The following is a 14,715-nucleotide window of genomic DNA, read 5'->3' as shown; positions in this document are numbered from 1 at the left end:
TACTTTCTAATTAATCAATATATAACATGGCTGTGCGGTTTTCCGATCGGAAATAGCGTTTGCCAGAAAAAGAAGCAGCTTCTTGCAGTAAATCCTCTTGACTATAACCTTTTAGACGTTTGCGACCATCAGCCAAGCTTTCTAAATCAGTTAAAGCTGTGAGACTCTCCATGCTAACAACTTCCTCATCTCCAACAGCCTTCATGTAAATCTTGCGAGACTCCTCAAAGACTAGTTGATGGGGGAAAATTTGTGCAATTTCAAAAAGCAAGTCATCCGAAATCTTCTCTTCATTCTCAGAGAAAATTCGACCCAGTCCCTCACTCTCATAACAAAAACCAAAGGATTTGCCAGATAGGTTAAGACGAATAAAAGGCTTGTTTTCTATGGTGAAACTTGGCTCAACGTTGTAAAGATTCAGTTCCTGACTGAGTTCCGCAAAATAATCCGTCGCTGCTTCAGGACTCTTTTTTTGGTAGAGTTCTGCAAAGTAAGCATTGACCACGCTGGGCGGAGGAGTGATCAGTGCCAACTGCTCCTGCTCTGTTCTACCAGCTAGAAGTTGAGCCAGATAGACCTTATCCAGACTTGTATAGCCCCCATATTTTAGAGCCAAGGTTTTAATATCAGTCATAAAATTCCTCTAACCTCCATTTGTTTTTCTCAGAAATGTAGCCTGTAATCACTTCGCCGTCCTCCTGATAATCGCGTTCTTCCAGAATCGCAACACTTTCTAAATCGTGAATCTTGTAGGACTTAGAAAAAGGCACTCGCAGGGTAAAAGATTCAAAAATATCCTTGATTTTCTCTAAAAATAGTGCCTGCAAGTTCTCACGACTATCCTCAGCCTTAGCTGAAATAAGAGCATAAGGGGTTTGGGTAGGAGTAAAATCCTCCACCAAATCCGCTTTATTATAAAGTGTCAGACGAGGAATATCTTCCATATCTAAGTCTTTCATGATGGAAAGAACTGTTTTTTCATGTTCCTCGTGGTAAGGATTGCTGGCATCGATAACATGAACCAGAAGATCCACATGCTTGCTTTCTTCCAAGGTTGATTTGAAACTGGACACCAACTCTGTCGGCAAATCTTGGATAAAGCCCACTGTATCTGTCAAAGTTACTTGAAGATTACCCCCTAGATGGATACTCTTAGTCGTCGCATCTAGAGTCGCAAATAGCTCGTCAGCCTCATACTGGGTCTTACTGGTCAAGGTATTCATGATGGTTGATTTCCCAGCATTAGTGTAACTAATCAAACCAATCTTAAAAGTGCTTGACTCCAAACGTTTTTCTCTGACAGTCGCCCGATTTTTCTCGACGATCTTAAGTTGGCGTTCGATATCTGTGATTTGATTGCGAACGCTACGACGGTTCAGCTCCAACTGGCTTTCACCAGGACCACGGGAACCAATTCCCCCTGCCTGACGGCTGAGCATAATTCCCTGACCAACCAAGCGAGGCAAGAGGTATTTGAGCTGGGCTAGGTGAACTTGGAGCTTCCCTTCATGGCTTCGAGCCCGCATGGCAAAGATATCCAAAATCAACTGCATACGGTCAATGACCTTAACACCCAGAACTTCCTCTAGATTGACATTTTGCCTTGGGGTCAGACGGTTGTTGACGATGACAGTGGTAATTTCTTCTGCATCCACCATAAGCGCAATTTCTTCCAACTTACCAGAGCCGACGAAGGTCTTAGAATCATATTTTTCACGTTTTTGTCTGTAGCTATCTACAACGACTGCCCCAGCTGTCTTAGCTAGACTGGCCAATTCTTCCATAGAGAGGTCAAAATTGTCCATGCCCTGCAATTCTACACCTATGAGCAGGACTCGCTCCTCTTTTTTCTCCGTATCAATCATCTAAAAACTCCTCTATCTGGCTTAAAATGCGGTCTTGCACACCAGACTCTCCAATCTGATAAAAGGTGACCTGCATGCGATTACGGAACCAAGTTAGCTGACGCTTGGCAAAACGACGAGTCGCCTGTTTGAGACTCTCACTGGCTTCCTCCAAGGTCTGCTCTCCACGGAAGTAAGGAAAGAGTTCCTTATAGCCAATTCCTTTAGCAGCCTGCACATCTGGATAATGGTCAAACAACCACTTGGCTTCGTCTAGAAGTCCAGCTTCAAACATCAGGTCCACTCGGTGATTGATACGTTCATATAATTGACTGCGCTCATCATCCAAGCAGATAATCAGTGGTTCATATAGACTCTCTTGATTTTCCAAATCCTGACCAAAATGGGCAATTTCCAATGCACGCATAGCACGACGACGATTAAACTGGGGAATCTCAAAGCCTGCTTGCGCCACAAGATGAGCTAATTCCTCATCTGTATAAGGCTCCAAACTAGCCCGATAGGCCAGAATCTCCTCATGGGGAGTCTCCCCACCCAGGTGGTAACCTTCTAGCAAGCTCTGGATATAAAGTCCAGTCCCACCAGCAATAATGGCAAGCTTGCCACGGCTGTGAATATCTCCAATAGCCATCTTAGCTTCTGAAACAAAATCAAAAGCCGAGTAAGACTCGGTTACCTCTCTAACATCAATCAAATGATGGGGAACAGCTGCCTGCTCCTCTGGGCTAGCCTTGGCCGTCCCAATATCCAGACCTCGATAGACTTGCTGACTATCACCACTAACCACTTCGCCATTAAAACGCTTGGCTACTTCAATGGCTAGAGCCGTCTTTCCAACTGCAGTCGGTCCAACAATCACAATTATTTTTGTTTTCATCTTTTTTCCTTGAAAAATTCCCATTTTTTCGTTACTATTATTATAACACAAAAAGGTCAGTCAGAAAAATGTGACCTCTTGAAGGGGCTGGCTGATTAATAAGATAAAGGAGGAAGACTCATGGCTAAAGGATTCGCTAAAGGTCTTGTAACAGGTGTCGCAGGAACTGTCGCTGCAGTCGCAGGTGCAGTATACGCATTTAAAAAGAAAGTGATTGAACCAGAAGAGCAAAAAGCAGCTTTCATCGAAGAAAACCGTAAAAAAGCAGCTCGTCGCCGCGTATCACGTTAAGAAATAAAAGAAGTTGGGATTTATTGTCTCAACTTCTTTTTTCTATTCTTTTAAATAGCTAGGTCAAACTTCAACTGCGGCTTGACAGGGTCATAATCCACCAACTCAAAATCTTCTGCTTTGATATCAAAGAAATTAGTCCCATCAGGAACATTCAAAACCAAGCGTGGTTGGCAGTCAGACGGTTCACGACGAAGCAATTCCTGAGCTTGTTCAAATTGATTGTCATAGATATGGAGGTTGTTGATGAAGTAAAAGAACTTCCCAACCTTCCATCCAAAATGCTTGGCAATCATCATTTGAAGAGCCACATACTGCATAGCATTGATGTGGTGGGCCACCAACATATCATTCGAACGCTGAGTCAAGGTCGCATCCAGATAGATTTCTCCATCTACACGGCGGACATCAAACATGGTCTGAAAGGCGCATGGAAGCAACCCGTCTGTTTCTTCGAAAGCTTGGTAATCCCAGAGAGAAATGATATTGCGGCGGTTCCAAGGGTTGGCTTCCAACTGCTTGAGAAGCTTATTGATGATGTCGTGTTTCTTAACGACCGCCCCGTAACGCTCACCAATAGTTCCCGTATCTCCCACTTCCCAGTCATTCCAGTAGTGAACATTGTACTTGCTATTCAGCACTTCTAAGCTATTAGACTGATCTTGGTAAATCCAGAGCACTTCCTTGATGGCGGATTTGATGGCAATGGGACGCAAGGTTGTGATAGGAAATTCCCCTTTTGCCAAGTCATACTCTGCAAAGGCACCCGTTACGTATTTGGAGTTGGCAACTGTCCCATCCTTGTACTTGGGACGGGCCTGCTCAGAAAAGACACCGTCTTTGAGGATTCGTTCAATATTCTCTTTAAAAATCGTATCTGCTTTTGTCATTTACTCTCACCTCATTTATTTCCTAACTAGTATAGCATAAAAAAGAAAAGAGGAACATTACTAACTCTAGGTTAGCATTTTTCCCCTTTTTCTATCTTATTGTAAAACAAGTGATGCTGCTCCGATAACCCCAGCATCATTTCCTAGAGTTGCAAGAGCCAATTTAGTGGATGTGCGTACTTGTGGGAAACTATTTTCATCATAGACTTTTTGAACACCTTGTAGAAGGAATTCTCCTGCAGCTGACACACCGCCACCGATGACGATTGTTGATGGGTTTAGGATTGAGCCAATGTTAGCACAAGCGATTCCTAAGTAACGTGAGAAGTTACGGTAAACGATCAAAGCAAGGTCATCTCCTTCTTTTGCGAGGTCAAAGACTGTCTTAGCGGTTACTTCTTCTCCATTATCAATCAAGCGTTTCAAAGCTGCATCGCCTTCGTATTCATCCGCATAGCGACGAGTCAAGTTGACAATTCCTGTTGCAGAAGCCACTGTCTCAAGACATCCTTTTTTACCACAAGTACATGCGATTGGTTGGTCAAAATCAACAGTGATGTGGCCAAGCTCACCTGCTGCACCAGCAACACCGTGAAGCAATTTTCCTTCTGCGACGATACCACCACCAACACCTGTACCAAGTGTCATAAAGACAACATCTGGTTGGTTATCACCAGCCCCCATCCAACGTTCACCAAGAGCCGCTACGTTGGCATCATTATCGATGAAGAATGGAATGCCCAAGGCTTTTTCAATTTTTTCTTTAATTGGTTGAAGAGTTTTCCAGTTCAAGTTGTAGGCACCAATAACAGTTCCTTTTTCACGATCAACCACACCTGGTGAACCCATTCCAATACCTTGGAAGTCTGCTGCTGCTAATCCAAGCAAGTCCAAACGATGTTGAATAGACTCAATCATATCATCTACGATATGACTTCCCTCATCCAAAATATTAGTCTTGATAGACCATTTTTCTTGGATTTCTCCTGCTGTTGTTAAGATTGCAAATTTGATAGAAGTTCCACCAAGGTCAATCCCAATAATCTTTTGACTCATCATATTCTCCTTTTTAATTATGAATTAATTGAAAATGCTTACAGTACTAGTATAACAAAATTCACTCATTTATGCAAAGGTTTGCATTAACTTTCTAGATTTTATCCTTACTTATGGTTTCCATAGACCTGAAGCATCTACATAGTAGCGGCCTCCATCAACTCGCTCATTTTTAGCCATTTTACCATCTGATTTCAAATAGTAGTTTCCTTGCCATGCATTGCGAGCATAAGAACCATCTGATTTCAAGTAATACCAGGCTTGATAAGAAGAGTCATAAACCCACTCACCTTGTGCCATTTTACCGTTTGATTTAAGGTAATAAGCTCCTTGCCATGCATTTTTTGCGTAAGAACCATCTGATTTCAAATAATACCAAGCTTGATAAGAAGAGTCATAAATCCATTCACTCTGTGCCATTTTACCATCAGCTTTCAGGTAATAGCTTCCCTGCCATGCATTTTTCGCTGGATTTCCATTTCCATCAAAATAATACCAAGCGCCGTCCTGCTTAACCCAACCACTTGCTGTGGATGAAGTTGTATCGGTTTGAGTTGTAGCCGCTTGTTTTGCTTTAAAAGCACCCTTAGGAGCATTTTTCAATTCGCAAGCCACACCATCATGATCGCGGTCTAACTTGGCAGAATAACCAGGTTCTCCCTCGTGAATATCTGCGTATCCATTCGCCCAAGCTTCTTTACAACTAGAAAAATGAATGTTTTCTTCTGCTAACACAGGTTGTGAAAACAAGGCTAAGACTGGCAAGGTAGCCAGACTCATTTTTAAAAATAGACGTTTATTCATTTCGTTCTCCTATAACGATGTTATCGATTTCACTATTATTTTATCAAACTTATTTCAGCAATTCAAGGAAACTTCTGGTTATTTCTGCAAACTCTTTTGGTTTAGCTCTATTCAGAATATGAGGGCCGTCAGGGATAATCTGAAACTGAGAATTTGGCATCAGTTCTTGAATAGTTTTCATTGAACTGAGATTCGGTTTATCTTTGCTGCCACAAATTAGTAAGGTTGGATAAGAACAAGTTCTTGATATATCAGTTAAATCAAATGTCTTCAATTCCTCAGAAATTCCGACCATAAGAGCTTTGTCTGCTCCCTGTTTTTCAAATACCCTTTTGGGAAGTAGTTTAAAAATCAGCAACTGAATGTAAAAAAGGATATTACCGGACAATTTAAGTGGGCATCCTGATAGAACCAAAGCTCGGAAATTTGGTAAATCGTAACTGGAAAGTTCTAGTGCCAGAGCAGCACCTAAGGATAATCCAACCAAAATAAAAGGTTCTGTCTCTTGAGCTAGATGCTGATAAACTCGCTCTTTAGCTTGTTGATAGTTGCTAACTCCAGAAGGAAATAACTAAATAGCCTCAGAAGGATAATCTGTCAGTAGATTCCGAACTTCTTTCCAACTCTCTGCTGACTGCCCTAACCCGTGTAAAAATATCAGTTTCATCTAGTTCTCCTAAAGGCTTAACGCATACAAGCCTCTCACTGCATTACAGCCGTAAATAGCTTCTGCTTGGGTTAAATCTGCCAAGGTCAAGACTTTCTCTTCTACCTCTCCTGTTTCCAGCAAATGCTGACGGTAAATTCCTGGCAAGATTCCAAGTCGGATAGGCGGTGTGTATAGTTTCCCATCGATTTTCAGAACCAAATTTCCGATAGAGGTTTCAAGCAATTCTCCTCTTACATTATGGTAAATCTTCTCTTGTTCCCCTAGGCTCAAATGAGGTCGGTGAGTGGTTTTAAAATAGGTAAATGATTGATTCAAATCCGCTTCCTGCAGGCAAAGTTTTGCTTGGCAAAAGGACGAACTGAGAGGTTCCAATGCTTGACAATCAACTGCTATCTCTCCAGATTTGCTAAGGCTAATTCGCAAACGGTAATCTTGATTATCATCACAAGCCTGATACTCTTCCTCTATCTTTTGTTTCAAGTTTTCTAAATCAAAAGGAAAAGCAAAATACCGACTAGCTGTTCTCAATCTTTCCAAATGCTGATCTTCAAACAACAAGTTCTTCTGGCTGATTTTTCCAGTTGTAATTAATTGGAAGCGAGCTTGTTTACGATAGAGAACTGCTGCCTTTTGATGAACCTCGCGGTATTCAGACTCCCAAGTGCTATCCCATGTAATGCCTCCGCCAACTCCATAGATGGCTTTCCCTTGATGCAGTTGAATAGTTCGGATAGCAACATTGAAAATCCGGCGCCCATTTGGAAGCAAGAGACCAATGGTTCCACAGTAGACTCCACGCGGTTGTGGCTCCAAGTTCTCAATGATTTCCATAGTTGCAATTTTCGGTGCTCCCGTTATGGAGCCACATGGAAAGAGCGAACGGAAGATTTCTACTAGATCAACATCCGGTCGTAATTGACTCTTGATGGTTGAAGTCATCTGCCAAACAGTCGAATACTGCTCCACTTGACACAGACGCTCTACATGCTCACTGCCCACTTCAGAAATACGGTTCATGTCGTTGCGCAAGAGGTCCACAATCATCATATTTTCAGAGCGATTTTTGGGATCCTGTTCCAACCAACTGGCCTGCTCCAAGTCTTCTTGGTCGGTCATGCCACGCTGAGTCGTTCCCTTCATTGGTCGCGTTGTCAACTCGCGGCCATTTTGCTCAAAAAAGAGCTCTGGGCTCATGGAAATCACTGCCATCTCGTCATGTTCAACATAAGCATTGTAACCCGCCTCCTGCTCTATCACCATACGATTGTAGATGGCAAAAGGATTAGCGCTTAAGTCTTGCTTGAGTTGGACAGTGTAGTTGACCTGATAAGTGTCTCCCTGTCGCAAATGATGGTGAATCTGGGCAATAGCCTTTTCATAGTCTGTTGCAGACGTCACTTCCTGCCAGTTTGTAGGCAAATCAACCTCATCATAAGTCAGAGGAATAGGGGATGTTTCTACGCTGTCATGAACTGTAAAATATAGCAGGTACTCTCCCAGTAAAGGAGCTTTATGAACTGCTAATTTCTCCTCAAAAGCAGGTGCAGCCTCGTAGCTGACATAGCCCACCACATAGTAGCCTTGCTCTTGATAGCTTTCCACTTGTGCCAGCAAATCTGCCACTTCTGCTACATTTCTCGTTTTCAACTCTTTAATGGGCTGGGTAAAGGTGTATCTCTCCCCCAAAGCCCCAAAATCAATCACTGTTTTTCTATGCATATCTTAAGTATAGCACAAAATAAGAAAACCCTCATCCGCAAAGCAGATGAGAGATTTCGATTATTTAAAGATTGAAGTTTTAAAGCTATTTGTTTGTTGAAGAAGTTTCTTGAAGATTTTCTCTTTAAGTGATACGGTATTATCAAATTTAACTGAGCCATTTTTAAGAGTAGCTTTATCTTTATCAACAGCTGCAGCAAATGCATTCTTCAAGTCATCGTAACTACTATATGTAGTGCCGTCAATTGTAACTGGGTTAAATCCTGCTTTCGCTTTATCAACAACTTCTTTGAAGTATTCTTTCTTCCAATCTTCTAGAGTATTAAATTTACCATCAGAAACTTTCTTAATGATGAAGTCATCTCCTAGAGTAGCATGACCTGCTTGTTTAGACTCATTTTTCAGCATGTTAGAAGCATAATTTAGGAAGCCTTTTTCATATCCAAAGTAACCCCACATACGGAAGGTGTTATGTTTGAATGACATTGCTCCTGGAGCTCCTTCACTTGTGTTACCTCCGTAGATACCAGCGGTAATTGGTACAGTTACATAGGCAGAGCCAAATCCAGTTGGGTCATACTGACCATTGCCAGGACCGTGCTTAGTCATGAAGTTTTTCTCTACTAAGTCGTTAACAGATGTTAAATTATATTCTTTTTCTTCTGCATTTAAATCTCTAACGTTGTCGTATTGGTTCTTCGTATTAGCTCCACGAAGTTTCTTATCTACTTTCTTGAACCAAGCGTTGTTTAGTTCTTTACTGCCTTTATCAATTACAGCTTCTCCTTCAAGGTAATCAAGAAGCATAAGCGTATCATTGAAACCTTTCATGTAATGATCGATTTCAGCGCGAGAAGTAAGGTCATTTGGATTTGTGTTATACCATTGGTTTCCATCGTTTGGACGTTCGTATGCCATGTTCAGTCCTAGTGCTTTAAAGTCACCGTTTGGACTTGTTTCAGCAGGCGATTGCAACATACCTTGTGCGAACGCTTCTAGGTCAGTACCTTCACGGTGTCTTGAACCACCTAAATAAACCATACGGTCATTTACGTGAGTCGTTTCGTGAGTGAAGGCTGAGATACCAAAGTCACTAATCATATCAGTAACCATAAAGAAGACTGAATCATCCTTATAAGGATTACCATAAATACGAGCTACAGCTCCCATACGCCAGTCAGTAGCATGATAACGACCTGTTGGTCCGTATAATTCACGGATAGGTGCTACGTCTTTACCACTAGCAGTGTGCCCGTATTTATCTGTGCTGATTCCCTTGTAATTTTGGTTATCTAGTACTGGTGTAGGTACCATGTTGTTGCTCTTAAGCAGTTGATTACGAACTTTATCTAATGATAAGCGAGACCAGAAGTCTAGGTAATTTTGTTGACCTTTAGCAACTTTATTGATTTCAGCTTTGAATGCTTCGCGTTCTTCCGCAGTATTCTTACCGTATTTTTCAAATGAACTGTAAGCCATAGTGTTATATGTTGAGATTAAGAACATATGTGCATCTTTTAAATTCAGAAGTGGCAGAATCATCTTACCGTGAACATCGTTGTTTAATCCTTCGTATGCTCTGTGTTTCTTATCAGCAAATTCAGGAGTTGTTGTTTTTGGTTCAACGACATATACATTATCTTTAGTTGCTTTTATGAACCAATCATTTAAGTCTGTATCACTTGTGAATAGACGCATATTATAGTCTAAGAAACTGTTTAACTCGCCTATACCGATAACTCCACCGATCGTTTCGCGATAAGCTTCTAAAGTTCTATCACCTTTAATGTTACTTTCTTTAGAACCAACCTTAATCAAGAAGTCTAACACACCAACATTCTTACCGTAGAAGTCAGGTTTGAATAGCATTAATTCTTTAATATTAAAGTCATCGAATTTAACTCCGTAGTATCGGTTGAGGTAAGACAAACCAAGAAGGACTGCGGCCTTATTGTCATCGATTTTCTTAATCAAGGCACGTTTCGCAGCTTCATCAGTGTTAAGCTGGTGATCTTCATTTTGAACTAACTTCGTAACGAATTTATTAAGATTATCTTTAACGTACTTGAAGCTTTCTTCTAAGTACAAATCCTTAATTGCATTGACTTTGTTGCCACCAGTTCTACCCAAGTGTTGGTAAATCGGATCAGATTGTAATTCTACTGGACTTAACTTGCTTTCGATAGCGCTGATTAAATCTGTACGATCTTTAACAACCATGTTTGGTGTATAAACGACTTCACCCAATTCAGCCACGCTGTATTCTTTCACTTGTTTCACTTTAGATTCTTTCGGTGAAATTGTAAAGATTTCTTTTGTCTTATCTGCGTAGTGAACCATAATATGGTCAGCATCTGTAAGGTCTGTGACAAAGTCATTTCCTTTCATTGCAGTTACAGACAATACTTCTTTAGTTAACAAGTTTGAACCTTCTGCAAGCTTGTTCCCTTGGTTGACAATCCATTCTTTGTTATAGAATGGCTGAAGTTTTTCGATGTTACGGTAAGCAAGCTCACGAGAAGCATCGTAGTCATCAATATTTTTGTATTGATTAGCTTTACTTACAATATTGTTCAGTTTATCTTCAACAGGAAGTGTGCTTTCGAATTTATCAGCAGTGATTCCCATTTTAGCAATTAATTCATCAGCTTTTTCTTTAGTTATGCTAGGAATTTTTTTAGAATTAGTATAAGTTGTTTTACCTTCACTTACACCCTCAACACTGTAGTTGCGCTTCGTTCTAGAGTATGTAAAGTAATCATCAGCATCAATATCAGAGTGACCAAAGACCATTTCACCAGTCTTAACTTTCATCATAGTGATGTTGTCTTCTATAGCCCCTAGTGCCCAGTTAGTCCCTAGCAGTCCACCAGACATAACGGCTTCTTTGAGTTCAATAGAGCCTTTTGCTACAGAGTTTCGAAGAGTACCTTCTTTACCTAAAGTATTGTTGTTGCCACCGTTTTGAGATGAATATACAATTCCGGCAGCTTTAGCTTTGTTACCTGTGATTTCAGCATCAACATAAGCTTTTTCTACAATACCTTTCCAGTTTTCACCGACGATACCTGTTAAGTAACCACCTCGATTTCCAGCAGCGTGTACTTTACCGATAAATGCAACGTTACTTAATTTTCCACTACCATCAATTTTATTGATAACACCAGATACATCATTATTACCAACAACGTTACCTGTTACTTTAATGTTCTCTACAGTCGCATTATTTTTGATAACATTCGCTAGCGGTGCAATCCTATCAGTCCCTGGCATGTCGATATTTACATTTTCAAGTAGTAAATCTTTAACAGTACCACCGACAATATCACCGAATAAAGGTCTGTTCATATTGCTAATGGTAAATTTATTACCGTCAGTGCTTGTCAATGTTCCTTTGAAAGCATTAGTAACATAAGATTTTCCTGCTGGTTTAACGTTAGCAGCATTGATATTGCTACCAAGCTTAAATGTGCCAGTCGGGTCTTTTTGAATAGCTTTTACAAGGTCGTCAAAGCTATAATATACATCACCTTCGTGTGTTTTTTGTTTTTCAAAGTAATGAACATACTCTTCGCTAAGTGTGTTATCAGCATTCCGTTGAATCAAATCAGGTGCTTTGGCAGTAACTTTGTATAAAGTTTTTCCGTCTTTTTCTACTTCTTCAATCTTATCAACAGCCAGTCTTGTTATTTTATTGTCATGAGTGGTCACTCGTAAATAAAGTGGAGCAACATCAGCTGGTTCTGCTGTCAATAAACTAGTATCTGTTTCATTACCATCAGCGTCCACACTCATCAAGCTTGTTTCTTTGATGTTTTTGATTTCAACTTTTTTGAGGTCAATTCTTAGCGGTTCTTCCTTCAGAACTTCTTCCTCATCACCCTCACCACGGTCATAAACCATCTTCGTTTCAAGTTTATAATCCTTGTAGTACTGTAAATCTGTCAGGGTAGTTGTCAAGTCATCTGGTGAAACATTCAAGGTTTTGACAATCTCATCACCTTTTTTCAGAGTTAAGGTAATAGATTTAATGGCTGCCTTACTTGGATTTTCTAGACTATACTTAACATCTGAAGTCCGTTTCAAATCCTTAGGCTCAACTGCTGTGATGGTCAATACTGGTTTTTCAAAGCTCTTGGTACCACGTTTCAAAATTTTGTCTTGAGGTGCTTCAAGGATTTCCTCTGTAACTTTTGGGGCATCCTCTGTTTTAACTCCCTTAATGGTATTAAAGGTCTTGGTGATTTTTTTCTGGCCTTCTTTTCCTTCTTGAGCTACAACTTCTAAGCCTTTTTTCAGTTGGTCATCTTCTTTAACAACTTCCTTAAATGGAATCTTTTCAAGACTTTCTTCTACAAGAGTTCCTTCAATTGGTTTTGTCCCACGACTTACCTGTTGGTTTACAGGTTCCTTGGTTACTTCTGTACTAGTTGAAAGAACTTGGTCAGTTTTAGCACCTTCTACTGTTTTATAAGTTGTTTTAGTAACTTGACTACCTTTTTCTCCATTTCTTACGACAGTTTCTTCGTCCGTATACTTGGTTGGATCCTCAATCGTTTCAGTTTTGTAGTCTAGGTCTGTAGACGATGTTTCAACAAGGGTTCCCTCAGTTACTTTGTACTCTGGTAACTGTTCTTGTACAAGAGCTTGACCTGCTTTGCCTTCCTCTTGTGTACCTTTTACTTCGATTGGAGCTTCTGGCAATTCTGGCTGTGTGAGAGCTTGGCCTGCTTTGCCTTCTTCTTGGGTTCCTTTTGTTTCAACTGGAGCCTCTGGCAATTCTGGTTGTGTTAAGGCTTGGCCAGTTTTACCTTCCTCTTGAGTTCCTTTAGCTACTTGGTGACTTGGTTCAGCTTGTGGTACTGGAGTTGGAGCAGGTTGCACCTCTTTCTTAGTTCCGACTGCAATGACTTGCGACACAGGATTTTGAACCACTTGGTCTTCGATAACTTCTCTAACTTCTTGACCATTAACCATTGATACTTTGGTTACAAGGCGGCGCTGACCATTTACTCCGGCTGTGACGATACGAGTCTGTCCTTCTGCTAGATTCGCATCTGGGCTTGTGACTGTTTCAAACGGAATCTCTACCAAGCTCTCTTCCTGTCTAGTTTGAGGCTTCTCAGAAACTGGTGTTTCTTCAATAGCAGGAGCAACCGGAGTTTGTGCCAAAGGTTTTTCAACAACAGGTTCGGGTGTGACAGTAGGTGTTTCTTGAACTACTTCTGTCTTCCCGATTTCATTTGCACTTTGCTTTTCTACTGGCAACTGAGGCTTCTCAGCTGAAGCTGGTCTTGATGGATGGAGTTCTACTTCCTTGAAGTATCCAATGTATTCATAGCCATCAATGTGGATAATCCCTTCAGCCAAACCTTCATGTGTAGAGGCCGAAATAGTTTGATTATAAGAAAGCAATTCTTTATTTTCAAACGCAAATGTTCCATAAGGTACAAAAGTGCTAGCTCCTAAAGAACCAATCAAGAGAACACCTAGGACCTCTTTGCGACCTTTTTTGGACACCAAAAAGACTGCTAGTGAGGCTGTTGCCAAGCCAAGACCAGCTAGAGCGACTTCCTTACTTCCCGTGTAAGGAAGTTGTTGACTGTGAGTTGCCTTCTTGCGATAAACTACATAGAGGATATCCTCATCTTGAAATTCTGTAGGAACCTCATGATGAATCAAGGCTTTTTCAGACTCGGTCAATTCCTGCTCCGCCAAATATCGGTAATGAACGCTATGAGCACCACCAACTTCATTGGCTTGAACCTTATCTACTGAAAGGGTAGCAGCACCAAAAAGGAAGGCCCCAATGGCTACAGGACCTACCCCAACAGTTAGCTTACGAATCGAATATTTGGTAATCTTTTCTAGTTGTTGTTTTGTTTTTCTCATTTTCACGACTTTCTAATAGAATCTTGTGGATAATGCGCACGCGCACCTCCAATTAATTTTGGACGACTAGCCAACGCCGTTACGTGGGCATGCCCAATCTCTCTCAAAAGAGGGCGAATCGGAACCTGAACATGCTTGACATGCATGCCAATTGCAGTGTCTCCGATATCCAATCCAGCATGAGCCTTGATAAATTCAACCTCAACTGGATCTTGCATAAACTTGAAGGCTGCCAACTGACCTGAACCTCCTGCATGAAGGGTAGGAAGGACACTGACGATTTCCAGACCAAACTGCTCCGCTACCTGACGTTCAACGACGAGGGCCCGATTGACATGTTCACAACCTTGAACAGCTAGATGAATTCCTTTTTCCTCTAGGATATCTAGGATGGTCTTCACGATAATTTCCCCAATTTCTTGGCTGGATTCCTTGCCAATCTGACCACCTATCACTTCACTAGAAGAAAGGCCCAAAACAAAGATAGATCCTTGCTTCAAATTGGCCTTTTCTAATACATCTTTTACAATCTGGCTTGTTTCTCTTTGAATGTCTTTTTCCTTCATACTTGATACCTCTTTTGTCATTATCTATCATATCGTTTTTTCTACGTTTTAGCAAGATAGACAACCTAGAAAGCTTGCCCAATTA

The 14,715-nt window shown here is 41.0% G+C and carries 9 protein-coding genes and 2 pseudogenes; 1 reads left to right on the top strand and 10 read right to left on the bottom strand.

All coding sequences use genetic code 11. The features are described from left to right. Positions 1 to 10: 10 nt before the first annotated feature. From FQT24_RS00595 to miaA, 3 genes are read right to left on the bottom strand one after another with little or no spacing between them, the layout of a single operon-like run. Positions 11 to 634 (bottom strand): cystathionine beta-lyase, encoded by a 624-nt coding sequence (locus FQT24_RS00595; protein WP_143951870.1) that lies wholly within the window; start codon positions 632 to 634, stop codon positions 11 to 13. Beyond that, a complete protein-coding gene (gene hflX, locus FQT24_RS00590) occupies positions 627 to 1,865 on the bottom strand; it encodes a GTPase HflX (protein ID WP_143951869.1) in 1,239 nt (412 codons plus the stop codon). The genes FQT24_RS00595 and hflX overlap by 8 nt, the downstream gene beginning before the upstream one ends. After that, a complete protein-coding gene (gene miaA / locus FQT24_RS00585) occupies positions 1,858 to 2,742 on the bottom strand; it encodes a tRNA (adenosine(37)-N6)-dimethylallyltransferase MiaA (RefSeq protein ID WP_143951868.1) in 885 nt (294 codons plus the stop codon). Before miaA ends, hflX begins: the two co-directional genes overlap by 8 nt. 120 nt (positions 2,743 to 2,862) lie before the next feature. Here miaA and FQT24_RS00580 point away from each other — a divergent pair, with 120 nt between their 5' ends. Beyond that, a complete protein-coding gene (locus FQT24_RS00580) occupies positions 2,863 to 3,033 on the top strand; it encodes a DUF3042 family protein (RefSeq protein WP_001051780.1) in 171 nt (56 codons plus the stop codon). 50 nt (positions 3,034 to 3,083) lie between these two features. Here FQT24_RS00580 and FQT24_RS00575 read toward each other — a convergent pair whose 3' ends face one another. From FQT24_RS00575 to FQT24_RS00545, 7 genes and pseudogenes are all read right to left on the bottom strand, one after another. Beyond that, the gene (locus FQT24_RS00575; protein ID WP_143951867.1) at positions 3,084 to 3,923 is read right to left on the bottom strand and encodes a thymidylate synthase; all 840 of its coding nucleotides are present in this window, start codon (positions 3,921 to 3,923) and stop codon (positions 3,084 to 3,086) included. 96 nt (positions 3,924 to 4,019) lie between these two features. Then, positions 4,020 to 4,979, bottom strand: coding sequence for an ROK family glucokinase (locus FQT24_RS00570; RefSeq protein WP_033684051.1), 960 nt, complete (start codon positions 4,977 to 4,979; stop codon positions 4,020 to 4,022). A 117-nt stretch (positions 4,980 to 5,096) separates the two neighbouring features. Beyond that, a pseudogene (locus FQT24_RS00565) lies at positions 5,097 to 5,783 on the bottom strand (excalibur calcium-binding domain-containing protein); the annotation flags it as partial. Positions 5,784 to 5,832: 49 nt separating this feature from the next. Beyond that, positions 5,833 to 6,450 (bottom strand): annotated as a pseudogene (locus FQT24_RS00560) (alpha/beta fold hydrolase). A gap of 9 nt (positions 6,451 to 6,459) precedes the next feature. After that, positions 6,460 to 8,172: an aminodeoxychorismate synthase component I gene (gene pabB / locus FQT24_RS00555; RefSeq protein WP_143951865.1), complete on the bottom strand. Its 1,713-nt coding sequence runs from the start codon at positions 8,170 to 8,172 to the stop codon at positions 6,460 to 6,462. 60 nt (positions 8,173 to 8,232) lie between these two features. Continuing rightward, positions 8,233 to 14,064, bottom strand: a complete 5,832-nt coding sequence (locus tag FQT24_RS00550; RefSeq protein WP_143951864.1) for a ZmpA/ZmpB/ZmpC family metallo-endopeptidase — start codon at positions 14,062 to 14,064, stop codon at positions 8,233 to 8,235. Positions 14,065 to 14,066: 2 nt separating this feature from the next. Continuing rightward, positions 14,067 to 14,630 carry a TIGR01440 family protein gene (locus FQT24_RS00545; RefSeq protein WP_000659517.1) on the bottom strand — a complete coding sequence of 188 codons (564 nt, stop codon included), beginning with the start codon at positions 14,628 to 14,630 and terminating at the stop codon, positions 14,067 to 14,069. Between the last annotated feature and the right edge of the window lie 85 nt (positions 14,631 to 14,715).

The organism is Streptococcus mitis (assembly GCF_901542415.1).
GTDB lineage: Bacteria > Bacillota > Bacilli > Lactobacillales > Streptococcaceae > Streptococcus > Streptococcus mitis_BL.
This window is presented reverse-complemented; position numbering and strand designations above follow the sequence as displayed.